The following is a 25,759-nucleotide window of genomic DNA, read 5'->3' as shown; positions in this document are numbered from 1 at the left end:
GTGGTAGCTACAGAGGCGATCAATGGCCGTTTCGAGTATAACGATCCGCGCAGTGCAAGCGCTCAAGCCGGGCGAAACTATCTGGGACGCAGACCACCGTGAGGCGGTGCGGGGCTTTGGTGTACGGCGTCAACGCGACCAGGCGACCTATGTCCTCAAATATCGCGTGTTCGGTCGGCAGCGCTTCGTCACCATCGGTCCTCACGGTGCTCCCTGGACACCAGAGCTGGCACGCAAGGAGGCCAAGCGGCTTTTGGGCCTCGTTGCCAATGGCAAAGACCCGGCGGATGAGAAAGCCAAAGCGCGCCTGCAAGCGGCCGACACGCTCCGGACAATCGTGGATCAGTATCTCCGGAACGCCAAACAAAGGCTGAAGCCCCGGACCTATTCGGAAATTGAACGTTACCTGTTGGTCAGTTGGAAACCTCTGCATCCGGTCTCGGTCTTCCAGATGACCCGCCGTCATGTCTCGGCTCGTGTCGCTGACATTGCATCAGCTCACGGACAAGTCTCAGCAGCCCGCGCCCGTACGGCCCTGTCCTCAATGTTCAATTGGGCAGTGCGCGAGGGCCTCGACATTGCCGCGAACCCGGTTCTCGGCACTAATCGACCCGTGCAGCCGGGAAGCCGCGATCGTGTCCTCACGGAGACGGAGCTATCAGCCATCTGGCAGGCCAGCGGCGACGACGACTACGGACGTATTGTGCGTTTGTTGCTGCTCACCGCCCAACGCCGTGATGAAGTGGGCAGTATGCAGTGGGCCGAGCTTGATACTAGTTCGGGGCTCTGGACGCTGCCGAGCGCCCGGACCAAGAACCATCGCGAGCACTTGCTACCCTTGGTTCCTGCCGCCTTGGCCCTACTCCCCCCGCGCCGAAACGACCGAGAATTCCTCTTTGGTGACGGACCCCGACGCAGCGGTGACCCGCATCGTGGGTTCTCCGGCTGGTCAAAGTCGAAAACTGCGCTCGATACGCGCATTGCGGAAGCCCTGGGCGAACCCCTGCCCCATTGGACGGTTCACGACCTTCGGAGATCGGCGTCCACTGGAATGGCCGACCGGCTCGGCGTGTTGCCACACATCGTGGAGTCGATCCTAAACCACGTCAGCGGCCATCGGGCGGGCGTTGCAGGCGTATATAACCGCGCCCGATATGCAGCCGAGATGCGCGAGGCGCTTGAACGCTGGGCAGAATACGTCGCGGCCCTGCCAGCCCAAAGGGCGGGATGCGCTGACGCTGTGATAGCGGGAGCCAGCCCCTCCCATCCTGGCTTCACCCAAGGGGCTGCCAGGGTCCATCCCTAGATCAAGGAGGGCAAGGGCATAGGCTAGCCAAAACCGCCCTCGGCATCGACGTTCGTCGCGCGAAGCACGGTCAACCGGGCAGAGTGGTTCTCGTCCCTGGCCGACCGCCCGTTCATAAGGCTGGACAGCACTGACCCGTTCGGGGGCAAGCTTCAAGCTGACTCTCCGTACTGAGCGCTCTTGCAGGAAGAATAGCGATATCTACCCGATTTCCCCTGCGGAGGGGTCAAGCCGCCCGATCAGTTGCTACGGCTACATCGCGTCGGCTGCGCCGACCGGGCTCTTGCGTCGCCTTCACATCGCAACTTCTGGGTGATAGCCTTCAGCCATTGTAACGGGGGAGGATTACATGTTGCGTTTTCCGCTTGCCATTTTCGCTCTCCTCGCATTTTGCAACGCAGCATTCGCTTGGGGAGATACCGGCCACAAGATTGTCTGTGAAATCGCCTTCAGGCTGGCCCTGCCGGACACGCGCGCCGCAATCCGGAAGTTGATCCGCGCCGATACCGAGTTCGATACATTCGCGGAATCCTGCGTGTTCCCGGATCACCCCCGCAGGCGCAAGCCGGAGCATTTCATCAATCTGCCCCGCGACTCGAAGGGACTGAAATCAGATGAATGCCCGACGGCCGACAAGTGCGTGCTCACCGCGATATTGAACGACTCTGAAGTGCTTTCTTCCAGAAACGCGAAGGCGGCCGACAGGCTTATCGCCCTGAAATTCCTTGGGCACTGGGTCGGCGACATTCACCAGCCCCTTCATGTTTCATTCAAGGATGACCTCGGCGGAAACAACATAGACGTACAGGGAGAATGTTCGGGCAACCTTCATTCTGCCTGGGACACCTGTCTGCTTGAAGACGCGGTCGGCACCGACATATCGGAGGCGGCTTCAAGCCTCATTGAAGACATAACCCCGGCGAAGAAAACGAACTGGGCCGCCTCCGACCCCCGGGACTGGGCCAACGAATCCTTTGCCCTCGCGGAAGCCATCGCAACGAAGTATTGCGAGAAGCACGGACAGTCCTGCGACAAGCCGGACGGGAGCGTAACGATTGACGCAGACTATCTGAAAAGCAACCAACCCATTGTGAAGGAGCAATTGCAGAAAGCCGGCGTGCGACTGAGCAAACTTCTTGACACTGCGTTCGGCGATTGACTGTTTCGCGTTCAAGACCTCAAGAATTTTTTTCAACCGGGCCGGTAAAGTTGCATCTACCAAGCGGGATTGAGGGGGCACAGATGAGGAAGCAGGAAGCTGACGGGCCGCTGCGCGTGAGCGCCATTGCCGGCACGCGCGTGGTGCTAATGGCGATCGACATCGCCCCCGCGGATCGTAACGGCCTCAGAGGTTTTGCATTTCAGGTCTCAAGCGGGGGACAAACCCATTGGCTGACCGGCACCAAGTATTTCGAGGCTCTCGTTCCAAATCCCGTGCAGGGAGCCAAATACTCGACGCTTCAACACCCGATCCAGAGCTTTCTCTGGTCCGACTACGAAGCCAAGCCAGACACCGAATACGAATATACGATCATGGCCATGTACGGCGAACCCGGGGCGCTCGATCCGAGACACAAAGTCACCGTCCAGGTCACAACCGAACAAGAAAACGACGGCAAGCACGGCATCTGGTTCAATCGCGGTGTGGTGGCAAGCCGCGCATATTCGGTCGAATTTCAAAATCGAGAACTGACCGAGGAGATGTACAACCAGGTCGATGACCAGAACCACGTGACCGAAGAAACCTCGAAATGGCTGTCGCGGGGACTTGAGGAAGCATGTGTCGATTATATCAACGGCGTCCCGCGAGGAGAGATGCTTCGCGTCGTCGCTTACGAATTCACATACGTGCCTCTGTTGAACGCACTCAAGGCGGCCCTTGGCCGCGGTGTCGACGTTAAAATTATTTACCACAAGACCAGCGCAAATGACGACGCGATCAACGAAGTTGGCCTGCCGCGGTCAAAATTGATCGAGCGAACCCGGCCGCAAACGCCACATAACAAGTTCATGGTTTGGCTGGACAAAAACGAGCGCCCAAAAGCAGTCTGGACCGGTTCGGTCAACTTCACCCCATCGGGTTTTCTCGGACAGACCAATGTCGGGCACGTTGTTACCGACAGCGGCAGGGATCCCTCTTCGATTCCGAACAAATACTTTGAATACTGGAAAGTTCTGTCGAAGAATCCGACATCGAAACCGGCGCGTGACGCGGTCATCGATCTTACGCCGAACCCGCCGAACGTCGTGCCGGAGGCGCCCGTTACGGCGTTCTTCTCTCCGCGCATCGCCGACAATCTTCTTGACTGGTACGGCAAACGGATTGAGGACGCGCGAACTTCGTCGATGTTCACCGCAGCCTTTACTGTCGATCCCATCCTTCTCCGCTCTCTTGGGAAGCAGCAGGATTCCATGCGTTTCGTGCTACTCGAAAAGCCTGCCACAGCGGAAGCGCGCAAGGCCGAGCGGGACAGCCACGGCCGTCTTATCATGTCGAACGGGTCGGTACTTGGGAAGGTCACGAAGACTTCATTTAAAACAGAGAAGGGCGCAGGAGGAACGAAACTCGTTCCCATTCCGAATTTCCCGCTCGAAAAATGGTTCGTCGACGAAGAACTGGCGCGGAAGGACGGCAAAGGGTTCGTGTTCTTCGTTCATACGAAATTCCTCCTGATCGATCCGCTGTCGGACGACCCTCTTGTCTGCACAGGCTCGGCTAACTTTTCAGGCGCGTCGCTCACGGCGAACGACGAGAATATGCTTTTCATCCGGGGCGACACCCGCGTTGCCGATATCTATATGACGGAGTTCGATCGCATCTTCCGTCACTTTTTTTTCCGAATGACCGCCAACCGCGCAGCGATGAACCATGAGGATGAGGAAGAGGCGAAGAGAAAGGCGGCCATCCTGGACACTGGCGCGATTTGGCTTGCGCCTTTCTTTCAGGATGGAAATTTCAAATGCATCCGCAGGATCATGTTTTTCGCGGACCGCGGTCTGACGTGGGCACCGCAGGCGGCCCGCGATCCCAACGTATTCGTTAATGAAGAGCAGCGGGCCAAGGACAAACGCGCGAAGGCAAAGGCGGCCAGGGATGCCAAGAAGGCGGAGGAAGGAACGACTGCTCCGAAAAAGTCGAAGAAAAAGGCCGCCGCTAAAGCGGTGAAGAAAAGAGCCGTGAAGAAAACATCGAAAAAGGCTGCGAAAAAGAAGAAGGCCGTTAAAAAGAAGAAAGCCGCAAAAAGGAAGAAGGCGGCGGGCAAAAAGCGAGGGTGACGGCTAAACGCAAAGGAGAGGTCCGTGGAAAATTATGGGCTTTATCTCCACAACGACCGCGAAGCGCGGTCAAGTTTCCAGGCGTCATCTTTCCCGACGAGGCGGAAGCCTTGGCCAGCACCGCAGGACCGCAAATACTCATTTTCGACGACCAATTCCCCGGAAGTTTTTTTGCGAATTCGGAACGTCTTACACGCTCTCGCTGGATCGACTAAATTCACAGACGAAAAGCCGTCTCTTCTCGGCATTAATGGCGACAATCGTCTGCATCCCTGCGTGAGCCACCGACAGTCGAGGGCAGCGCAATGATGACTTTCGCGAGGAGATATAGGATCGGCGCTTTGCTTCTCGGCCTTGCCGCCGTGGATTGCGCCCAGCCTCTTTTTGGCGCACCGGGCGACGCCTGGCCGGTTAAACACAAGCTGCTTGGAAAGGACGGTGGCAAAGCCAAGGATGTCAGCGGCATCGCTTGCGCGAAAGCGCAGGGATTCCCCCGCTCATGTCTTGTCATCGACGACAATGTGCAGGAGGCGCAATTCGTCACAGTGACCGACGGAAAACTCGTTGCGCGCAGCACGGTCAGCCTAATCGGCGACAAGCTCGACGGCGAAGCGCTTGAGCTTGACGGCGAAGGCGTCGCCTTTGCCGGCGGTCGCTACTATGTCATGGGGTCGCACGGGCATCCGCGGGACAAGAAAGGCAAGCTAACCGCCAGGGAAATCAAAGCGCGGATTTCCGCGAGTAGCCAGATTATTCGTTTCCGCACCAAGGGCGAAAACGGCACTGCTTCGGAGATCGAGCGCACGCCGAGACTAAGAGAGATCATCGCGGCGGAGCCGTTGCTTGCCCCTTTCATGGATAAGCGGCTTGAAAACAACGGCCTTACGGTCGAAGGCGTTGCAATCAAGGATAATGTCTTGCTCTTGGCGGGATTCCGCGGCCCGGTTCTCGACGGCAACCTCGCCATCGTTCTGTCGGCCCGTATTGATACCTTGTTCGGCGGATCGGGGACAGACCACCGGCTTTTCCGGCTACCCTTGGGAGATGGCCGCGGCGTGCGCGACCTTGCGGTCTTTGAGAATGGCATTCTCATTCTCGCGGGGCCTACCGGGAACGGACCCGGCGTGTACGCGATCTACGCCTGGGACGGAGAAAGTGAGGAGGTCAGGCGACTCGCCGAACTGTCCTCCTTTGATCCCAACCGGAAGCCCGAGGGTCTCCTGCCGCTGGACCGAACCCCGTCGGGACTGCGCGTCCTGATCCTCTTTGACAGTGAAAAGAAAGGCGCGCCAACCCCGATTGAGATCGGACCCCCGTAGCGGCGCCGCAAGCTTCACAGCGAAAATTATCGAATACCACGTCTTGGAGGAGCCATGAAAACGATCTGGTTAGCAATTCTGGCACTCGCGCTTCCCTGCGAACAGGTATTCGCGTGGGGCCAGGAGGGCCATTCCATCGTTGCCGAACTTGCGGAGCATCGGCTTGACCAACCGACCCTAGAAAAAATCCGCTTGTTGCTTAAAATCGAGATTCCGTCGGCAACGCATGATGCTCGCGTATCGCTCGGATCAATTGCCAGCTGGGCGGACGATTACCGTGCGGAGCACGACGAGACTCGCAACTGGCATTTCGTGAACATTCCGTTCGAGCGCGGGACCTATGATCCGCAGGTTGACTGCAAGGCGGACCCTAAATTCGGGGATTGCATCATAAACGCGATTGAGCGGAACCGAGTTCTCTTGGCCGACTGCACTAGAATGCCGGCCGAGCGGGCGCAAGCGCTAAAATTCCTCGTTCATCTCATCGGCGATATCCATCAGCCGCTGCACGACACCGACCGCAACGACCACGGCGGAAACGATGTCGTCGTGACGTTCTTCGGCAAGAGCGTGAAACTTCATGCTGCCTGGGATACCGAAATTATCATGCACAGCGTTTTTGCCTGGGGCGCCTACGTGACTCGGCTTGAGACGACATGGTTTCCCGGGCGCGACGTGACTAGCCTCGACGGCGGGTCGCCGACCGACTGGGCGCTTGAGGCGCACCAATTGGCTCGCGAGACCGCTTACGTAATTCCGGACGGCGGCGCGCTGGAGATGAATTACTACACTGCGGCGCAGCCAGTTGTGGACCGTCAGCTTGCGGTCGCCGGCATGCGGCTCGCGAAATTTTTGAAGGATACGTTTAAACCGACAACCGCCTGTCCGTGATTCTTGGACCCGGTATGCATGGGAGACCCGAATGAAGCTCTTCAACATGGTCGCAGCCGCGGCCGTAACCGCATATGCGGCCGCTATCCCCACGGCCACCCGCGCCGAGACCTCCACCGAATGCACGCCAAACGGGCTATGCTACTGCGTTCAGGACGACCTCAAGAGCGTCATCGCGACTCGCGTCGAAGAAATCCGCGCCCGCATCTCAGCGCAGCGCCAGCAGGGGAAAGCCATCGGATATCTCAGCATTCCGATTTCAACCATTCAAGGCAGCTATCTTCCCGTCAACGTCAAGATAGCGGCGCGGACGAAAGAGCGAGTCGAGGAACGTTTCGGTCCCCGGTCCCTATGGCTCCTGAACACCGCCGCGAAGGAATTTTCATTGCCCGAGGCGGCGAAAGGCGAGGACTACATGCTGATGTGGACGCGCGTCCTCGAAGGCCCTGACGGCTTCGGCCGCGATTTTGATTTCATATATTTCGCGGGCCCTTCCGACTTCGCGAATTATTTCTCCTTCGACGGCCGGGCCGATCTAGAGAAATTGGAACGCTTTTACGAAGGGCTCGCCAAAACCGACAGCAAGCTAGCTGAAATCAAGAAGGCGGACTTCCGAAACTATTACGGGCTGCGCGCGTCCGTGGCTTTCAGCTTCGGGTCTCACGACGAATGGAACATTGCGCGGACGATCAACGCCAAGCGGACGGCGAAGAGGGAGGGCGAGGATGCTTTTGGCATCGCAAAGCAGATCGCCGTCATGTTTAACGGCACGAGCGTCGCCCCCGGCCTGTTCGACGCGTCCACCGCGACAGGCAACGAAGGACAGTGCCGTTTGACTAAGAAATGAGACCTCCCTGATCTGACAAGGTAACTCCCGGAAGCGCTGGAAATCTGATCGTCACCGGGTCGGATGCAGGGGGATTCCGTGTTGCTCCAATACGTTCTGGAGAGGCGCGCTTAGCGTGTCGAGAGAGCGGCCACCTATCTTGAAGTCGACATAGATCTCGTTGTCCTTAGAGGCCGGGACTTCGACTTCCGTGGTTGCCGACACTCCGTTTGACTTTTCGACCTTTTTCTTGATCGTCGCATACAGGCCGCCTAGCGCATCGCTAATTGTCACCGTTACAATGCTTCCGACTTTGAGCGAATCCACCGATCCGGTTAACACGTGCTTGCCATTGAGCACGATAGGTAACTCACGCGATATTTGTGCTTCCAGCTTCAGCTTTATAGTGCGCTTGCTCTTTTGTGTGACGTCGATCGAGAGGCCGGTAAGCAAATCGACATCCGCATCCTGGAGGTATGCCTCCAACATCCGCTGCACGCGAGGCTCGTCGCCTTTGCTCTTGCCGTAGTCGGGAATGCGCGACTGGTCCAGCTTGTGGTCCTTGTCCTTAAGGGTGGCAATCGCGTATGCCGCCGCCCACCGGACGTCAGGGGCCTCGTCGAAAAGTGCATCAACAAATGCCTTCTCGATGGCACGAACCCGCTTAGCCCGGTCCGGCTTTTCGGATGACTGCGAACGAACGACGCCGACGTGCGCCAGCATCGACCGGACCGCGGCGAGGCGGCCAGGTACGTCCCCCTCCTCGAGATCAACAAACGCACTCAACAGTTCGTTCTCCGACCCTACGACTGTATCAGACGACAGCACGTAGTCGTTTAAATTTGGTTCGATATAGCGGCCCGGTTTAGGTACCTCTTTAGGTAGCGGCTTTTTGACTGCATCCCGAACCCGTATCCAAGCATGCTTTGGGCCAGGAACAGCTCCGCACACTTTTATGACGCCGTGGAATGTATCTACTTCCACGACGCGCAGGCTTAGGGCGGTTACCCGCTCGCCGCCCATTTGCCCCGGCATCTTCTTGTTTTTCCAGGTTTTTCCGGGGTCTTGGCGACCGCCTGTCGAGCCGATCGATCGATGGGAAATAGATACTCCGTGGGTGGCACGCAAACCCCCGAACCCGTGCTTTTTCATGCCTCCTTGGAAGCCTTTGCCAATTGTAGTGCCGGTGACGTCGACAAATTGCCCCACCACGAAGTGATCGGCCGTGATTTCCGCCCCTACCGGGATAAGGGCGTCCTCCGAGACACGGAATTCTTCCAAACGTCCCTTCGGTTCGACCTTCGCGACGGCGAACTGCCCGCGCAAGGCCTTCGGCATGTTAACCGTCTTGCGAGTTCCCGCCCCCAATTGCATGGCGACATAGCCGTTCTTCTCCTCCGTGCGGTGCCCAAGAACTTGGCAGTTCGGCAGTCGCAAAATGGTAACCGGGACCACATTGCCGCTGGCGTCGAAGACCCGCGACATCCCCTCTTTCACAGCTAATACTCCCGTCCTCACGCTGCCGCTCCTTCCCCAGTAAGGTCGGTCCAGACGTCACCGAACGCAGTCCAAAACAGAGCGGTCGGATTCGATTTCACCTGCAGGATATGCCTGCGCGCGAAAAGCAACGAAAGGCCGATCCCCTGCCCGCCCATGACGTTCTGAAAAAACTGATCCGATAGCTGCTCTGAAAGCAGATGATCAACCTTTCCGATTGGCGCGACCACGACGGCTGCACCGTTGTGGTGCATTTTTTCGGCCAGGCTCGGCGCGGGAGACAGGGCGTTATAAGCCGCGTAATCGACATCAAGGAACACGAGCAAGTGGTCGTGACCGCGTAGCTTCAAGTTTGTAGTATCCGCAAACCGCCACTCGAAACGGTCCCAGATCCTCATGTCTACCGAATAGCTTGGCCGCGGAGTTCGCCAAAGCCCGCAGGTGAATAGGAAGCTATCGACGGGCTGAAGGAGAAAAGTTCGAAGACGATCAAGCATCTGCGGGCGAACTGAAGCGGCGGCCGTCAGTTGGGGGAGTGCTTGGACGCTTATGTGGGGACGAGAAGAAAACCAAGCCGAAGAAATATGCCGCGATGATTTGTTATCCCTCCAATCATCGTAGATCACGCCGACGTCTAACTTCCCTGTACCCGTTTGCTTGCCGCCCTCGCCTTGGTAGGGACGGTAGCTACCGTCACTCCGCGATGGTGAATGCAGCGGTGGAGCGATTCTCGGCAGAAGATACAGCTGCCCTAGAAAGCCGAGGGGATTGTAGCGCTCTGTGGCGGGTTTGATGTAGACGAATTCCCAGGGAACGCGCACGGCCGTCGAACGCACACTAACTGCACCGTCCTCTCCCGCATGCTCGTGAAGACTCTTGATGAATTCTTCTTTGTCCTCGTCCGCGATCAGCGCATCGAAAAGCTCAGCTCCTCTCTTTGCGACCTGATCGAGAAGCTCCGCCTTTTTTTCGTCGGACAGACTATCAAACCTTAATTGCTCAAAGTCGGTGCCTCCAACAAAGTCCAATATGTCGTTAGAGTGCCTTCTGATCTCGTCATGTTTGGCCGGAGCATAAAAGTCTATGTCGTCTTTATCGTCGAAAACGAGAGAAGTGATCAGATCGCCGTTGGTGATCGAGTTACGAATGTAGACCGGGCGCCGGCCACTGTAATGTACGCGATTTATTTTCATTATGCTGCTACATGGGATTTTGAGAGAGAGGTCCTGACCACCAGCGGCGAACCGCTAGAAAAGTGAAACTCGACGTCAACGGCGCCATTGCCGGGACGTCGGGCCGCGACATGGAAATATCCAGGCTCACCAATCGAACGCTCGATGCGGGTGGGAACCACTTCGCAGGAAGCACTGTATGCCCGCAACTCACAAATCCCGTCCTTAATCCCTGCTTTGCCGGGAATGCCGAGACGAACTGCCAGCTCCGAGTCAAGAACGGCACGAACTTCGAAATCGATTAACGAGGAGCCTAGCGGTCGGGCGCTAACCATCGGCTGAAGTTTTGCCGATGGCACACCTCTAATCCACGCACACAGTTGCGCTTCCGGTATCGCTGGCAGCGGTAATTCATCACGATAACCTCCGCGGCGCGCGGTACCCCTCATCGACTCGTTTACGGTCAATCGTTGAGCGAGCATCGGTACCGCACGATATCCGGCGCGATACCACGAAGGCTGCTCCTTAGCGGAATCACCGAAAAGATCAGGAAGCTCGCCGGTTTGACGGAACACCCGATGCGGCCGCCGCGCCATTCGCGTTGCCCCAAGCTGCGAGAAGCGGTCTGTCCATTCCAGATACTCTCGCCTGTCCACTCCGGATTGTGCCATCCAACGCGCGTCGATCCGCTCAAGCTCGACCAGCGCGACGAGCAGCGGATCCGCATCTCGCGGCAGGAGCTCCAATATAGCTCGGCATCTCTGCTCACGAACTTCGGGAAGATCACGCGTAGAGTGGTGACGTAGCGTCGCTAATGCCCGCTCGAGCGGAGAACTCAATGTTGGCGGCGTCCAATTGCTTATTCCGCCATCGCCCAAAAACAGGCCAATCACGTCACAGGTAGGTTCCCGAGCGACGACGTTTCGGCTGATAAAAATAAAGCGTCGGACCGATTCCAGCACGGAGCCTCCGTCAACTCCGACAGGCCCGAACGCCAAGAACGAGCCGTCCGAGCGATGCAGAAGAATGACGTCTTGAGGAAGGACCACCGGCCTGCCGTCGCGTCCGTCGACGATTGCATGGGCTCGCTGCCGAAAGCGCGCGGCGACAGCCTCTTCAAAACGAGATTCGCATGCAAGGAGCCAGACGTACGACACCGGTTCAGGCACTCGCTCAGCGAACGGCAAGCCCAACTGCACCTGACAATCTCCCGGCGAAGCTGCGATTCGTGGTTGCGAGTCTCGCACGGGCAGCACGACCCGCGGCTCGTTTTCCCGCAATCCACAGCAAAATTGATCGGCAGCCAAGGACATGTTCAGACACGCATATCGGACGCATCGCGCACTTCCGCGACGATGGACGTTCTGGTTCGTTGCTCCTCGTTAGAGAAGCCGTCGAAATCGCGCAGTTGCCCGAAGGAAAGGCCCGTCATCTTCTCAATGGAGCGCACGCTCCGTTGATAGGTCTTGAAGGCTCCAAAGACCGCCTCGAGCTCCTTCAGTTCCTGCACCTGATCAATCGTGTAAGCGGTCGAGGACGGCCTTCCTGCATTGGACACGAACGAGATCACCTTCCAGTACGCCACTGGTATCTTTGCCCCGCGATACAGACGGTCATTGTCTCGAAAGATCGGGCCGCTAAATACGTTCACTTTGGCTTCCTGAGCCTTCGTATTCTTGAGGATGTAGTCTTCCAGGCTCAGCCATGTCTGTTGATTGAAATGTGAAGCCTGCGGCGTACAATTCGTAAAATGGAATGTATCGTAGTTTGCAGTCTCAGCCGTCTCTCCCCAATTGGGATCTTCCCTGCGGACCAGATGGCCACGATCGAGGATATTGTCGACGTACAGGTCCTCGCCGATTTGGGCTTCGTCCGGGATGCGCCCGTCGTAGAACCATTTATCGGGCGGACTGCGGACCACCTTGACGGCCGCCTCGCCGTCGATATTGACGCCTACGAACATCGGCATCCGTCGCGACTTCGACATCACCACCGAGAAGTGTTCGTAATCCAGGCGATTTTCCGCGTTACCTTCGATTTCCAGCACATCCCCTCTTAGTCTGGCAGCATCCGGGAGCGGGATCGCGAAACCAAGGAAGTTGGCGTTGTATCCCGCACGACCTTCGAACCGCTCGGGAGGAGAGCGCCTAACCCTGCGGGCACCCTCCAAGTCAGCTGCCTCGAGGCCGGGATCACCGGCGCGAGGCGCCACGAACTCCAAGTCGGAAAGAAAGGGACGCGCCTCCAGATTGCACTTCATCGTCTTCCCCTCACGCGAGCATTCTTGCTGGGCTTTGGCTGTTTTCCGGTAAGCAAGAGCGAGTCGTACTTTTCCATGAGTTGCGACATCACTCGTACTCTCTCTAGGGCCAAACCGTGAAAGCAGGTGACAAAGCTTTTCAGGAGGCCGCAAACATCGACAAACTCGATAAGTCGGAGCAACAAGAAATCAGCTTGGCGGGCTTTTTGCAGTTCGGAGAGCAGTCGCTCCGGGCGCATATCAGCAGGCCAAATTCGGCGTTCGCGTGAGAACCGTTCAAGCACGTCGCCTAACTGCCCCGGGGCATATCGCACGACATCGATTAGCGCGGCTCGGATGGGATCATAGAGCTCGGGCGTTCGACCTCGAACGAAAGCACGCAGCTGGCTGTTTTCCAAAATCTCGGGGTGCGGGCGAACCGGTTGATTTGAATTGTACATCTCACTGAGCGCGAGATAACGATGGACGTCGCTTTTCTGAAGAAGGAGCATTTGAACCCTTGCTTCTTCAGAAAACTCGAACGGACCGGATCCTCTTTCCGCTGATGACCACCCTTCGTCCGAGAACGCCTGGCTGAGCGACATTGGAAGTACAGGATCGATATCGAACGCGACCAGGTCCAGCGCGATCATTCTCATGCCGTCAAGATCAAGCATATCGCCCGAAGTCATCCACGGTCGGTTTCTACGTGATTGGAACAGCGAAACGTCGCACGCTGCTATGCGAGCAATGGCGATCAAAGGAACGTAGTCAACCCAACCCGGGCGTATGTCGAGATCGCGCAGTTGCCACTGCTCGACCACTGTTCTCCCGCTGCCCAAGGCGAGGTGCGCGCAAGCCCACTTCCACGTCCAATGATTAGTAAGGCGCTGAAACATCGAAGACGGCAGTCTACCAATCATCTGCCGCGATAAGCTCTCCATCGAAGGCGCCGCTAGCCTCGTCGCCTCCAGAAAGTCCGCTGATTTGAATGCGACGTCGACACGAGCGGCCAAATCAGCATCGTCGAAGATTTCCTCGAGCGTCGCTTGTCGACGGATTGAAGGGGAACTGGGAGGGCCCGGCACTTCGGCCGAGACGCCATAAGAATCGGTGCGCTGCGGCGCGGAGGCGCTAGGTGGCTGGGAGGCGCGGATGACACCCGCTTTCGATCGCTTTTTTAAGTTGCGGACTTCCACGTCCCGCTTCTGGGGTTCAGGTAGCGCGGCCCTTTCCTCGGACGTCAAAGACTGTTCATCCTTCAGCAGAATCGCGCGTGCGGCAGGAGGCATCGCGTGAATGTCGTCCCGTCCAATATGGAGTACCCTTCGCGCGAGCGCCTCATCTACAGCGATCGCAGAAACGTCTCCGTAGAATGCTCGATAGTAGGCAGCCATGGCGGTCGATTCCGGCTCTTGCACCCGAGATGGCTCCTCGTACCATTCCGCGGCCCTTTGCTGCACAAAGCGTACTCGAATATGCAGATCCGATGGCTCACCGTCTGGGGTTCGCGTCGTACCGCAAAGCATCGGCAGCATAAGCCGACGTAGATTCGTTACGTGCCGGACCTCATTTGGCCCGTAAGAGTCGACCAACCACGCTTCCTTGGACAACGCGCGTAGAAGATCCTTGGCTCGCTCAATGTCGATATTGCCGAGCCCGCAAGGTCCGGCGAGCACATCGCGAATGAGTTCAGCAGTAACCGTCTTAAGCGCAAGACCGGGGTGGGCGAGCTGGCAGATCTGCTCTTTCGGTATCGTTCTTCTGTCGTTCGGCCCTCTCGATACTATGTGGTCCTTAATTCTATCCAGGAACCTCGAGTACAGGACTCTCATTGCCTCGACAGTCCCGTATAACGTCGCGCCCCCCACATCGCGAGCGATCTCGTCGAGCTCTTGGCTGCTCTTTTGTGCCGCAAATTTAACTAACACTATGAGAAAAAGCGGATACCACCTGATCTTTGACTCCGAAATGAGCTCAATCCACTGCTTATTGAATTTGTTCTCCGTATCCCTTACTCGCAAAAAGTCTCCGGTCTCCTGTGGAGAGAACGGCCCGAGTTCGAGGTGACCACAGAACCAAGCTGGCAGCCTACGGGGTTCGCTTACGAATGGTTGGATACGTCCCGCAACGATAGCCCTGACGGTCTTGAACGCCGGCGACCCATCTTCAGTTTGAAGGTCCATGAGCCGGTCTATCCAGGATAGGACCAGCCCGAACGGCTCGCGCTCAAGTTCCTCGTCGGCCAGCCCCATTTCAGAGGAAACAATCAGCTCCTCAAATGTATCGACGACGAGAAGGAGGTCATGCCGAACCGCCTGACGACCGAGTGTGTCACCAAGTCGCTCAAGTAGGACGTCCGCGGACTTGAGGTCACTACTGGTTTCAGCAGCGACGCGAAGCGCGTCGCGTCTGAGTTCGTCCATCTCGCCGTCCAGTTCGGTCCGCGCGCGTCCAATTTGGCGAGTCAGTTCCGCCGTCCAATCTTTCTCCGCGCCCAGCGCCAGATTTGGCCGATCATAGTCGAGCAGTACCGTAATTGGACCGCTCCAATCGTCCTTCCGCACCGTTCTTACCAGTTCGGCCACCAGCGCCGACTTTCCACTCCCCCCAATCCCGGTGAGAAGAAGCGGCCGCAACCAATCCAACTTCTTTGGGTCGGCGATAATGCTTTCAAGTTCGATCGAGCTCTCGACGTTTCCGTTGGCAGCGTAAGCCGTAAGCAGTCCTAGCTCGTGAGTTCGTCCAACCAACTTCGGCGCGACGTGACGTAACCTTTGCTCATCATCCATCCTGGCGAGCTTCCAACGGGGATCCGACTTGCCGGTGGGTGAAGGCTTCTTACGAGCCCGATGTACGAAGTCCTGAGCCGAAGCAAGGTCCTGCAGCTCGGACCTCGATAGCTGCTGGTTCTCCAGGAATTCCTCGTAGTCTTCGTTCTCTCTGAGGAGTGCGATGAGATAGTGCGCGAAGCGTTCGCCGGGATGGGGTTTCGCTTCTTGAAGGAGAGTTTCAAAGTCTGTGCGCGCAATCGCACGTTCCAACGCGTCGTGCCGCGCTCGTGCTGTCAATTTCCAATACATTCTATCTTCGAACACAACTTCCTGAACATGATCAACGATCTTGTCCAGGATGCGCTCGCCCATGCCGCCGCTCTCAGCCAACTCCAGCAACTCCAGCGGATCGAAGACGCCGACAAGCGCGGCGCGTGCCAGCACCTCGTCGGTCTTTTCTCGGAGTCGCTGGTCGGTGTGGGCTGTCATGTCGTGGTTGACGGCATAAAGATGTCATTTACGATTTTGGCGATGGCAGCACTCCTGCTCAGAGCCCCCTCTTGGCGTTCCCGCTTACGCGTTTCGCGCTCGCGCTCGCGCTCGGCGTGTTTTTCTTCTTCGGTAAGCATCTCTCGGTCAGCGAGCATGGTCGCGATGCGACCAAGGCTGAGCAGCATGCGGTCGGGATCTGCACTGAGCCTGTTGCGGATCCAGGCAATGACGTCTTCGATGTTCAGGTGATCCTTTAGTGGATCAACCGATTTGGAGTTGACGTTTTTAAGGGCCGGCATGTCCGGATCGGACATGCCAATCAGAACGAGACGCAACTTCTGTCGCGTAGCGATCTCCGGATAGAGCTTTTCGAGAAACACCCTCGTCGAAGTGTCGCTAATCTGGTGCCGGTCCATTTCGTCGATCGCAATCCAGATCGTGTCCCGCGTTGCGTCCTCTTCCATTACGTTTGCTACATCGCGAGCAAGTGTCGCGATCGTATCGTTGATCTCGGTCGATTCTCCGGCACCCGCCAGCTGACTTGGTGAAGTCAATTTTCTTGAAAGATTGTTGCCGACGCTGATCCTATCCAGAAGCAGTTGCGCCGTCGAATACGCATTGTCCTTAATATCTGATGCGTTGATGGTAATAAGTCGATGCCAGCCCGGCGCAAGGGCATCATCAAGAATTTCGTACGAGAACGATTTGCCGATCTGACTGAGAGGCTTCCGGTCCAAGCCATAGTGAATCTGAACGACCAGAATCTTGGGGCCACCTGGCGTCTGGGCGGCGGCAATTGCTTCCTGCAAACTGTAACGACCGATAAGTGCCTTTCCGCTTCTCTGGAGCGTGCACCGCGGAGCGCTCAGACTACCCATGCGCGACTTGATCGTCTCCTGGGCCCTCTGCATGATTTTGGACAGTGGGATTGCTACGTTCGTCGCGTGCTGTTCGACCTTACCCTTGGTCTTTCTTTGTACCTGGTAGACAAACTGATGCAGAGCCGCAGGCTTCATGTCGTAGGTGAGACAAGGTCCACCCGACGATCCGCGTATCGTATTCGCCGTATGCAGAACCCGATCACCGCTGGCTGCGATGCCATTGAATTTCGGCACGGGGCTACTGGATTCGAACTCGCCGGGTGAGAAGCGCATCGTGAAATTTCCGGGATGATGCGATACGATCATCTTTCCCGTAGCCTCGCGAGGAGTCTCATTCACGAGGTTGTAGTATGGTCGATCAAAGCCCGCCGGCTTGTTCAGCTCGATCACTACGAAATCTAGATAAGTATCAAGCTGTTGAGGCTTCCAATTGCCCAGCCTCTCCTCTGGATCTGCGCTAAGTCGGCTACCCACCACGAGCCAGTCTTCCGTGACACCATACGTCCACTTGTTTCCGATTTGACCCGCTCTGACTTCGTAGTCGAACTCGACCGAAAGACGAGAAGACAGCCGTCTATCCGGAACGCCGGGCCAATCGGGCTCCCCTTGGGGCCCTTCTAAGCCAGTCTCGAAGGTTACGAGCGAACTAATGACATGCCAGCATGTGAGCACCAGTCTCGGCCCGATCAGAAGACCGGTCCCGGTCTCTAGTGATCCGTCCGAGAGCTTGACGGTGAGCTTGCAGGTGTTCCTTGCCAGCCTCGGCATTCCCTCTTTGATTTTGCCCGCATCGGTCATGGGCGTGAAATCATCGAGGATCTTCTGGAGCGTCGCCCGGTACGTTTCTTCTCCCTCTTCGTCATCCAGCAGGTCGGAGGCTTCAACTTCTGTTGCCGACGACGTGAACAGCCGCTCCGAGTACGTCTTAACGAACGAAGCCAGGAATCCCTTTCGTTCTGCTTCCTCCAAAGCAGCCTCGAAGTCCGCGCGATTTAGGCCAGGTCCCAACGGCACCGGTGCGCCCCTTTGACGAAGCGCCGTGATAGTCATAAAGCGCCTGGCGCCCTCATAATTCGCCGCAAATTCGTCGTAGCACTTCTTGAAGATATCTCGCGACGCAGTGACCTGTTGGGCGAGCTTGGATGGACTAAGAGCGGTGCTGGCTCCGTTCGGCATTTCAGGCTGTCCATCCCAATCGCTCAAGGATCGCGGCTGGCACCTGACCGGATGCGCGCACAGCCGCAAGAGAATGGGCGTAGTTCGCCGTCAGATTTCGCCCAGCAAAATGCAGACCAAGGATCGGGAAAAAGTCGATAAGTTGCGACACGCACGAGCCGGAGCATCCAGCGAGCGTCGTCGAGTCGTGCGAGAACACCCAGCGATGGGATTGATCGTCGCCTAGGCTGCCAGCGACATCTTCAATGCGTCCTGGCGCCAAGTATTTACGCCCGTAATCGAGGCCAAAAATTTCGCCGAGCCGTTTGGCAATATCGTCGCGAACTTGATGGGTTTCGGGATCTTCGAGCGCAGATATGTCTGGCCTCGCAGGATAGCCGACGACGATGAGCTCAACTTTGCTCTCGCCAACATCCCTGTCGCCGACTTGAGACATCTTTGTAGGAAAACTCGAACTTCCGTTGCTAGTCTCGACCTCAAACAAGGCCATGTCCAGATGACCGAAATTCACCTCGCGCCCTATTGTTTCGCTGCCGGCGAACACTAACGACTTTATTCGGAACTTTTTCGCAGAGCCCAGGCCGCGATCGTCGAAATTGATGGAGGCATTATCTTGTACAATCCAGGTAGACGGCCCTCTTCCGCGGATCTCGTCTGCGATGGCTTCCGCCACGTGACGGTTCGTCATAATCAGACCTTCACCGACGACGAAGCCCGTTCCGACATGCTCGCCATCCAGATCGACGCGACCGACTCTTTCGAAAAGCGTCTGCAGACCCTTCGGGTCGACCTTGAAGGTGTCCTCCCATTCGGTCGCCGCCAACGCCGCCGGATCGATCTTCCCGTCTGTAACCTTCAGGGCGGGTCGTCCGGTTAGTCGGACAAGTGCCTCTATGTCTGCGCGCTCGGTCCAGATCAGATTGTGCCCGCCGCCCGATCCCTCGGCCTTTTTGAGCAGTTTTTCACTTCGATCGAACAGGTCACGCCGTCGCGACTTGCTTTCGGGGGTGGCGTCGGGACGATCATCCATTTTTTTGATGGCTCTGTTGAGCCGATCCTGTATCTCTTGTGCACTCCTTCCTCGAAGAGGAGACTCTGCGCTGACTCCGGGACGCACGATGCGAGGTCGCGACAAGAGCGTTCGAAACGTGCTTTTGGCCTCTGGTTGCCGATCGAGTGGTGCTATCAGCTCTGGAGCGTACTCCAACCGCGTCAGCACCCGTTGGAGTACGGGGGGTGCACTAGCGCTGAGCCCCGACGTCGGCTTCGGCCGAATGCGCGACTCGACAAGGCCCGCTTTTGTCGGATCCGACCGGCGTCGCTCATCCGCGGCCAGGAAGCTCGCTTCGGCGCCGTATCTTGCCCAATCGAACCCCTCGAGTTTTGCACGCGACGCTGCAAGTTCGAACACCGTCGCCGTATCTCGGTCTTCCTCTGACAAGCCAGTTGACGCTGCGGCTTCGGCCGTCGCAGAGGGTGACGGAATTTCGGCAAGCGGTAGCTGCAGGAGCGACTGCGCATCGACGATCCCCGCGCCGTAGAGATTCCCATTCCAGCCCGCAGGTTTGCGAGCAGTCCGCCGTAACGCCGCGCGAAACAGTTCCTGAACGTGGACATTGCGGCGCTTCGCTTCGGCACGAACGCGATCCCGGCCAAAGTGGGAAAGCCAAATTGCGGCCGCGCCGGCCGTCAGCGCCGTAGCGAAGGACGTGCCCTGGCCACCGGCAACGACACCAGTTTCGTTGTCTTCAGGGGTACGACGGGCGACGAAGACGTTCTCAGCTGGAGCCGAGACGTCAACGGCCGAACCGCGGCTCGTGCCCTTCCATGGCACGTCGCCGGCATTCACGCCAGCAAGTGCTATGGAGTTGCGGTCGGACGCGGGATAAACCACGAAGCCAACGCAATTTCCGGATGCAACCACCACGATGCAGCCGGCGGCGACCGCCTTTTCGAGCGCCGCAGCAATCGAAGGGCTATAGATTCCGCCGAGACTCATCGAGATGATGTCGGCATTGACCGATACTGCGTGCAGGATTGCACGAGCTACCGGAGCACCATCGAAAATCTTGACATCCTCGATGCACCTGATGGGAATGACTTTGGCGAGAGGGGCCGCGCCGACGATCTTGCCCTGTACTCTGCTGGCCACAACGCTGGAGGTTGCTGTACCATGGCCTGGATTGGCAGTTCCGGCGCGCAGCGGATCTTTAGGATCTGAGCCTCCCTCGAGCACGTTCGCGGCTCGCTCGAGGTCGAACATCCCCAGCTCCAACTCGGGATGTGTAGCAATGCCCGTATCGGGCTGAGCAACGAGAATGCCATCACCCTTGCCGTTCTCCAGAGTCCAAGCCAGGTCTGCCTTGATCGCGTTGGGAGCCCAGTGCATGTCCTCCGGTGCAGCGGCATCTGACCAGCAGAATGCATTCGTGATCGCCGACTCAGGCGCACCATCGCGCAGAAGGCGTGCATCGGGCTCGGCATACAGAGTTGATCCAATGTCAGGCACACAAGAAACAAGGCTGAGCTTATCGCAAAGGAAATCGGCCGCAGCAAAAAGCCTGGGCGGCGCAATGGTGCGTGGCACACCCGGGAATTGAAGCACGAAAAACTTTGGTAGCTGGTCATCCAACGGGCGAAGATCGAACTTACCCGACCCAAGAATGGATCTGAGCTGTACTCCGGCCTCTGCCAGGTCCTGCGCGCTCGGAAATTCCAGGACGAACCTGATGATATGCATCGGAAGGCCATCGACCGTGCCATGTGCCTGCCGCGCAATCTCCCTGAGAACTGTCTCTGAAATAGAGACGCTGGTGCCTTCCGCTGCCATTTTCTCCTCGACAATTATTGGTTACCGGCTGCAGGCGCCGGCAAAAAGCCCGCTTGAAAATGCGATGTGGAACGGAGCAATCACCGACCGTTTCAACCATCAATTGAAACGTAAAATCAATCAATTGTCCATCGCCCGTGAGTTATCTCGAACGTTTTTTTTGCGTAAATCGCTTCACGCGGGCGTCCGTTGCCCATCTCGGGCAGCATGATTGACCGTTCGGGATCAGCCGGAGGCGCACGCGTTGACATGTTGGGTCAGGTGGCGCCTTCGAATTGGAGCCCCGGCGCGTATTTTTGTCTGAAATTTGGACTGTTGGCCGACAAGCCGCTCTTGTTGCTCTCGAAGGCGAAGAGACAGATAGGCGCTCAACCGAGAGGGAGGACAAACGCGTGGGACGTCCGCTCGAGACGGTTGTCGCTCTCGTAACGGACCGCCAACCTCCCCGCGGCGTTACACTTCATTTGATCTTTGCCACAGCTGCCTTCGTGGCATTCGTGAGGAATTGATCGCACGATTGGCTGCCGAAAACACACCGCCCATGGCCAAGCGCGACGTTGTCGATCTGATTTACGTCCTTACCAGCTGCGCGACCTTTCGGATGCTCTCACGAGCGAGATCGTCCGATGAGGTTTGCACGTTGCCAATGAGCGGCAGCCGACGCTCGTTACGCGCCACGAGCGCTTGGGCGAACTCCTGATCAATCGCCATGGCACCATGGAGTCGTGCCACGGCTGGGTCGCTGTCCCAAAATTCGCAGAAGATGCGGACCACCATCTCAAGGCCCTTTTCGGGGTCAGGATCGTCAACGGCGTCGTCCAGTCGTCCCAGCCGTCCTCGCCGAGCGATGTCATCAAAGACCGCTTCGAGCAACCCGCGCCTCGAGCCGAACTGGTTGTAGACGGTCAAGCGCGTCACGTTGGCCGCTTTTGCGACCGCGTCCAACGAGCTGAAATACCTGACACCCATGGCCTACGCCGCCCACCTCACCGCAACGGACGATCGGCTGCGCAACCGCCGATCGTACGTTGCTCCATCTCCGAGCCACTTCCGATGGCCGCGACGTTCGACTTTCGCTCGGAAGCCGGCGAGAGCCTTTCCGATGTCGCTCGTCTCGACACCATGGTGACCGTTGTCGACGCAGTGAATCTGCTCAAGACTATTCGTCGACCGACTTTCTGCAGGATCGCGGCGAGGCGCTGGAGGGCGACATCATCGAAGCAAACCACAGCCGCGTGCCCTTCAATCGGGTGCTCGACACCGGCCGCTTCGACTTCGAGAAGGCCCAGCAGCACCCGGTACAAGGAACTCTATGGCTTCGCCGAGCACGTCCCCGAAAGCGAAGAATATGGTGTGAAGAACTTCGTCTACCGCGCCGTTCGGCCATTCGATCCGGTGAAGTTCGACCAGTTCATCAAGCAGTCTTGGCCGGGTGTCATCCGCGCGAAAGGGCATTTCTGGTTGGCGACCCGGCCGCAATGGCTCGGCGAAATCAGCCAAGCGGGCTCGATCGTGCGAACCGAAGCATTGGGCTTCTGGCGGGCGGCCGTTCCTGCGGAGCGCTGGCCTGACGATCCTCTCTGGCGCAAAGATCTGCGGAAGCAATGGAACGAGATCTATGGCGACCGTCGCCAGGAAATCGTATTCATCGGCGTCGGCATGGACGAAGGGGCGATCCGAGCGCGGCTCGATGCCTGCCTCGTGCCGGGCAGGCCTACAATGGATGTTGCCGAATGGGCAAAGCTGCCAGATCCATTTCCAGCATGGCTGCGTGCCGATCAAGCCGCCTGAACGGCAGTTGTGGAGGCGATCCGTTGCTGTCTGGATTGCCCTTTCGCAGGCGGTTCGCGCTTGGCGTGACGATCTCCGCGTGGCTGGCGGCTGGAGCCTTTGCGGCGGAACAGCCGTCTGAGATCCCAGCCTGGTTGAAGAGTCATGTCGGTGACGGCGCGGGGCAGATCGCCCCAGTGGTCTTGCAGAGAGCGCGCGCTCTGTACCTGCGAAAGGTCGCAGCAGGCGTCGTCAAGAATCCCTGCTATTTCGCCATGGATGCAACGCGGCCGAGCGATGGCGGATTGGGAAAGCGCTTCTACGAGATCTGCGAAGCCGACCAGTCCTTTCGGGCGATGTCCGCGGGGCACGGCAGCGGCCGCAATATCAAGGGCGCGGTGAATTTCGCGAACGGTAAGGAGTGTGCGAAGAATTTTGGTAATGCACTGGACTCGAATCTGACGACCGGCGGCGCCTATGTGACGGCCGAGACGAAATCCTCCTTCAAGGGTTACTTTCATAACGCCGGGAAACAGGAGTCCGTCCTGATGCGATCGTTCGTTCAGTTCGAGGGCGAGGGAGAAACCGCCAACGCCAGAGAGCGTGCGATCGGCGGGCATCCAGCCGTTGTCCTGAAGGGCATCCATTATCGAAGCATGGCGCGTAGTCCGTATGCCAATGTGAATGGTTGCGTTCCGGTCGGAACCCTCGTGGACTACGCGAGCGGGCGCAGCAATGGATGCACGAGTTGGGCGCGATCCGACGCAGAGAAGATCATTCCACTGCTCGAGGAACCGACGACGGTCTACATCTACCCGGAATCGCAAGACATCAAGGCGGTTGCACAAGCCGTTTCGCCTCGCCGATCGCTTTCGTCGAGCAGCCCTTATTGGAACGCTTTTTGCTTGAGGCAAATCGGCGCCCCGAAGTTCTGGGCGAGAGAGGTCCTCGAGCCGATTCTTGCACGATTCCATAGGGATCCTGAACCGGAGGCCAGTCCTGCGCCGACTTGCAAGCCGTAGCTCTTCTCCGCTTCCTTCGTCTCGGGCATCACCGCGAGAACATCCAGAACTGCTCCGTTGCCATGTAGCCGGCGAGGAGCAGGACACCGAAGGCAACAATCGCCACCGAGGCCGCGACCTCGACCGCGCGGATCGCGAGCATGCCAAAGCCGGCCTGAGCCTTGGCCATGCGGCCGGCGATCTCGCGCGCGCTGACCGCGATCGTTGCGATCACCACAACAGTTCGGACCCAAGACTCGCTACGAGGCGTCTGGCTAAGACCTACCTGGGCAGAACTTTCATCCGCCACGTTGCAGCGCGAGTCGCCGAAATCGCAGCGCAGCAAGGGACAGTCTCCGCAGCCCGCGCTCGGACTGCCCTATCCACAATGTTCAATTGGGCTATTCGAGAGGGGCTCGACATTCCAGGAAACCCGGTGTTCGGCACCAACCGCCCAGAGCAACCGAAATCCCGGGACCGGGTACTATCCGATGCAGAGCTAATCGAGATTTGGCAGGCGTGCGGGGATGACGACTACGGACGCATTGTGCGCTTGCTGCTCTTAACCGCTCAGCGCCAGGACCAAGAACCACCGTGAGCACGTGCTGCCGCTCATCTCAACTGCCTCGGCCCCGCTACCGCAGCGGCGGGATGATCGCGACTGCGTCTTTGGTGATGGTCCTCGCCGAAAGGGCGATAATCATCGAGGGTTCTCCGGTTGGTCCAAATCGAAGGTCACCCTTGATGCGCGCATTCTTGCAGCGCGGAGAATGGTCAACGAGGATGCTAAGCCCCTCCCCCATTGGACCGTGCATGATCTTCGTCGGACTGCGGCAACCGTGATGGCCGATCAGTTGGGCGTCCTGCCGCATATCGTGGAAGCGATCTTGAACCACGTGAGCGGCCACCGCGCAGGCGTCGCTGGGGTGTACAATCGGGCTCGTTACCAAGCCGAAATGCGAGATGCGCTGGAACGCTGGACGGAATATCTGCTTGGAATCATGCGGCGATGATTGAATAAGCGCCTCCAGCAGATGCCGAAGCCGGAAAGCCGATATCGCCAAGCCAGCGTGCCACCAGGGACTGTGCCTTTGAGCCTAGTCCCGCGGCGCTGGTCCGTGAGCGTCTTGAAGTCGACGGGCTTTGCGGTCGGACAAGCCTGCCAGTGATCTGACAAGCTTCATCGATGATGCGCAGCCCTGTGAAAAGCAGGACTGGATAGGGCGGCGGCATTAGAGAAATGGCTCGCAAACCGCCGCTCGCAACCTCGACGCCCGCCGATTGTCCCTGAGTATGTTGACCAAGTCTCGAACCTTGGCCGCTTAGGTGTTCGCGATTGCCATCAACCGGAGACCGTTCGATCGCGGATCGATTGCGCGCCCGCCAAGATGCCGCGTTGGAGGGCGCGTGCGGCCGGAGAGAGGTCGCGACCAATGCGCCAGAGCAGATAGAGCTCGCGCTCGATCACGGGCTCGACCAGCTTGCGCCAGGTGAGCACGGGATGATCGACCTCCGGCCAGGCGAGACTCGGTAAAGGCGCAACGCCGACGCCGGCCTCGACCAGCGCCAGCAGCGTCGCCGGATGCTCGGCTTCATGGATCGGCGTGCCCTGGCCGAGCTCAGCGACACCGCGTTCAATCTCGAGACGGATACCGGTGCCCGATGCCATCACCACGAGGCCTGCTTTCGAAGCCTCTACCCAGCTCACGGCGTCGCGTGCGCTGAGCGGATGATCGCGGCGCATCACCAGCGCGAAACTGTCGACGAGCAGGCGCGTGGCATCGAGCTCGGGATCGTCGCCGGGGACGTTGGCAATGCCGAGATCGACATCGCCGCCGCGCAGCGCGGCAAAGATCTGGTGCCGTGAAATCTCCTTCAGCGTCACCGCGACCATCGGATGCTCGCGCTGGAATGCGGCCAGCACGCGCGGCATCAGCCGCAACGCCACCGACGGCACGCAGGCCACCGTGACATGACCGCGGCGATGTTCGCGCAAATCGCGCAGATCCTGGAGCTGGCGATCGAGATCGGCGAGCAGGCGCTGAATGCCCGGCATGAAATCCGCGCCGACCTTGCTGAGCTGGAGCTTTCGCGTGGTGCGGTCGAGCAGCCGCACCCGCAGCCCATCCTCGAGCTGGCGCACCGCCTGGCTGACGGCGGATTGCGACATCCCGAGCGAGCGCGCCGCGGCGCTGAAGCTGCCGGTCTCGACGACGCGGACGAAGGCACGGAGCTGTTTCAGGTCGAGCTGATCTATCAGCATGCCTTATAAATATATCTCTCTATTCCGGATTGTTAATGAAAATCTC

At 58.3% G+C, this 25,759-nt stretch carries 18 protein-coding genes and 2 pseudogenes; 9 read left to right on the top strand and 11 right to left on the bottom strand.

Features of this window, described 5'->3' with window-relative positions:
• Positions 1-22: 22 nt before the first annotated feature.
• The 6 genes from E4K65_RS36640 to E4K65_RS36615 all read left to right on the top strand — a co-directional run bounded on the left by E4K65_RS36640 (position 23) and on the right by E4K65_RS36615 (position 7,639).
• Entirely contained in the window at positions 23-1,306 is a 1,284-nt protein-coding gene (locus tag E4K65_RS36640) for a tyrosine-type recombinase/integrase (protein ID WP_235885883.1), read from the top strand.
• A gap of 349 nt (positions 1,307-1,655) precedes the next feature.
• Complete coding sequence (locus E4K65_RS36635) at positions 1,656-2,465, top strand: S1/P1 nuclease (protein ID WP_135178231.1); 810 nt, start codon at positions 1,656-1,658, stop codon at positions 2,463-2,465.
• Between the two features lie 83 nt (positions 2,466-2,548).
• Positions 2,549-4,582, top strand: a complete 2,034-nt coding sequence (locus tag E4K65_RS36630; protein WP_135178230.1) for a phospholipase D-like domain-containing protein — start codon at positions 2,549-2,551, stop codon at positions 4,580-4,582.
• Positions 4,583-4,923: 341 nt separating this feature from the next.
• Positions 4,924-5,901, top strand: a complete 978-nt coding sequence (locus tag E4K65_RS36625) for a DUF3616 domain-containing protein (RefSeq protein ID WP_167771441.1) — start codon at positions 4,924-4,926, stop codon at positions 5,899-5,901.
• Between the two features lie 54 nt (positions 5,902-5,955).
• Entirely contained in the window at positions 5,956-6,792 is an 837-nt protein-coding gene (locus tag E4K65_RS36620) for a S1/P1 nuclease (protein ID WP_135178228.1), read from the top strand.
• Positions 6,793-6,823: 31 nt separating this feature from the next.
• Positions 6,824-7,639, top strand: coding sequence for a hypothetical protein (locus E4K65_RS36615; protein WP_235885882.1), 816 nt, complete (start codon positions 6,824-6,826; stop codon positions 7,637-7,639).
• A gap of 831 nt (positions 7,640-8,470) precedes the next feature.
• Here E4K65_RS36615 and rplC read toward each other — a convergent pair.
• From rplC to E4K65_RS36580, 7 genes and pseudogenes are all read right to left on the bottom strand, one after another.
• Positions 8,471-9,136 (bottom strand): annotated as a pseudogene (gene rplC, locus E4K65_RS49025) (50S ribosomal protein L3); the annotation flags it as partial.
• Positions 9,133-10,308 carry a hypothetical protein gene (locus E4K65_RS36605; protein WP_135178226.1) on the bottom strand — a complete coding sequence of 392 codons (1,176 nt, stop codon included), beginning with the start codon at positions 10,306-10,308 and terminating at the stop codon, positions 9,133-9,135. The gene E4K65_RS36605 and the pseudogene rplC, both read right to left, overlap by 4 nt.
• A complete protein-coding gene (locus E4K65_RS36600; RefSeq protein ID WP_135178225.1) occupies positions 10,308-11,486 on the bottom strand; it encodes a hypothetical protein in 1,179 nt (392 codons plus the stop codon). Before E4K65_RS36600 ends, E4K65_RS36605 begins: the two co-directional genes overlap by 1 nt.
• Before the next feature lie 116 nt (positions 11,487-11,602).
• Positions 11,603-12,547, bottom strand: coding sequence for a DNA/RNA non-specific endonuclease (locus E4K65_RS36595; protein WP_135178224.1), 945 nt, complete (start codon positions 12,545-12,547; stop codon positions 11,603-11,605).
• Entirely contained in the window at positions 12,544-15,789 is a 3,246-nt protein-coding gene (locus E4K65_RS36590) for an ATP-binding protein (protein WP_135178223.1), read from the bottom strand. The genes E4K65_RS36595 and E4K65_RS36590 overlap by 4 nt, the downstream gene beginning before the upstream one ends.
• Positions 15,786-17,849, bottom strand: coding sequence for a trypsin-like serine peptidase (locus E4K65_RS36585; RefSeq protein WP_135178222.1), 2,064 nt, complete (start codon positions 17,847-17,849; stop codon positions 15,786-15,788). The genes E4K65_RS36590 and E4K65_RS36585 overlap by 4 nt, the downstream gene beginning before the upstream one ends.
• A 1-nt stretch (position 17,850) precedes the next feature.
• Positions 17,851-20,679 carry a S8 family serine peptidase gene (locus tag E4K65_RS36580; protein ID WP_135178221.1) on the bottom strand — a complete coding sequence of 943 codons (2,829 nt, stop codon included), beginning with the start codon at positions 20,677-20,679 and terminating at the stop codon, positions 17,851-17,853.
• Here E4K65_RS36580 and E4K65_RS36575 point away from each other — a divergent pair.
• Entirely contained in the window at positions 20,663-20,890 is a 228-nt protein-coding gene (locus tag E4K65_RS36575) for a hypothetical protein (protein WP_135178220.1), read from the top strand. The two genes, E4K65_RS36580 and E4K65_RS36575, sit on opposite strands and share 17 nt — an antisense overlap.
• A 359-nt stretch (positions 20,891-21,249) precedes the next feature.
• Here E4K65_RS36575 and E4K65_RS36570 read toward each other — a convergent pair whose 3' ends face one another.
• A complete protein-coding gene (locus E4K65_RS36570; protein ID WP_135178219.1) occupies positions 21,250-21,648 on the bottom strand; it encodes a TetR/AcrR family transcriptional regulator in 399 nt (132 codons plus the stop codon).
• 66 nt (positions 21,649-21,714) lie between these two features.
• Here E4K65_RS36570 and E4K65_RS36560 point away from each other — a divergent pair.
• Positions 21,715-22,470, top strand: a pseudogene (locus E4K65_RS36560) (CobW family GTP-binding protein); the annotation flags it as partial.
• Positions 22,413-23,471, top strand: coding sequence for a murein L,D-transpeptidase catalytic domain family protein (locus E4K65_RS36555; RefSeq protein ID WP_235885881.1), 1,059 nt, complete (start codon positions 22,413-22,415; stop codon positions 23,469-23,471). The pseudogene E4K65_RS36560 and the gene E4K65_RS36555, both read left to right, overlap by 58 nt.
• Before the next feature lie 28 nt (positions 23,472-23,499).
• Here E4K65_RS36555 and E4K65_RS47845 read toward each other — a convergent pair whose 3' ends face one another.
• The 3 genes from E4K65_RS47845 to E4K65_RS36545 form a co-directional block, all read right to left on the bottom strand.
• A complete protein-coding gene (locus tag E4K65_RS47845) occupies positions 23,500-23,796 on the bottom strand; it encodes a hypothetical protein (RefSeq protein ID WP_167771440.1) in 297 nt (98 codons plus the stop codon).
• 289 nt (positions 23,797-24,085) lie between these two features.
• The gene (locus E4K65_RS47840; RefSeq protein ID WP_167771439.1) at positions 24,086-24,514 is read right to left on the bottom strand and encodes a hypothetical protein; all 429 of its coding nucleotides are present in this window, start codon (positions 24,512-24,514) and stop codon (positions 24,086-24,088) included.
• A gap of 278 nt (positions 24,515-24,792) precedes the next feature.
• The gene (locus E4K65_RS36545) at positions 24,793-25,713 is read right to left on the bottom strand and encodes a LysR family transcriptional regulator (RefSeq protein WP_135178217.1); all 921 of its coding nucleotides are present in this window, start codon (positions 25,711-25,713) and stop codon (positions 24,793-24,795) included.
• Between the last annotated feature and the right edge of the window lie 46 nt (positions 25,714-25,759).

The sequence above is a fragment of the Bradyrhizobium niftali genome (assembly GCF_004571025.1).
GTDB lineage: Bacteria > Pseudomonadota > Alphaproteobacteria > Rhizobiales > Xanthobacteraceae > Bradyrhizobium > Bradyrhizobium niftali.
This window is presented reverse-complemented; position numbering and strand designations above follow the sequence as displayed.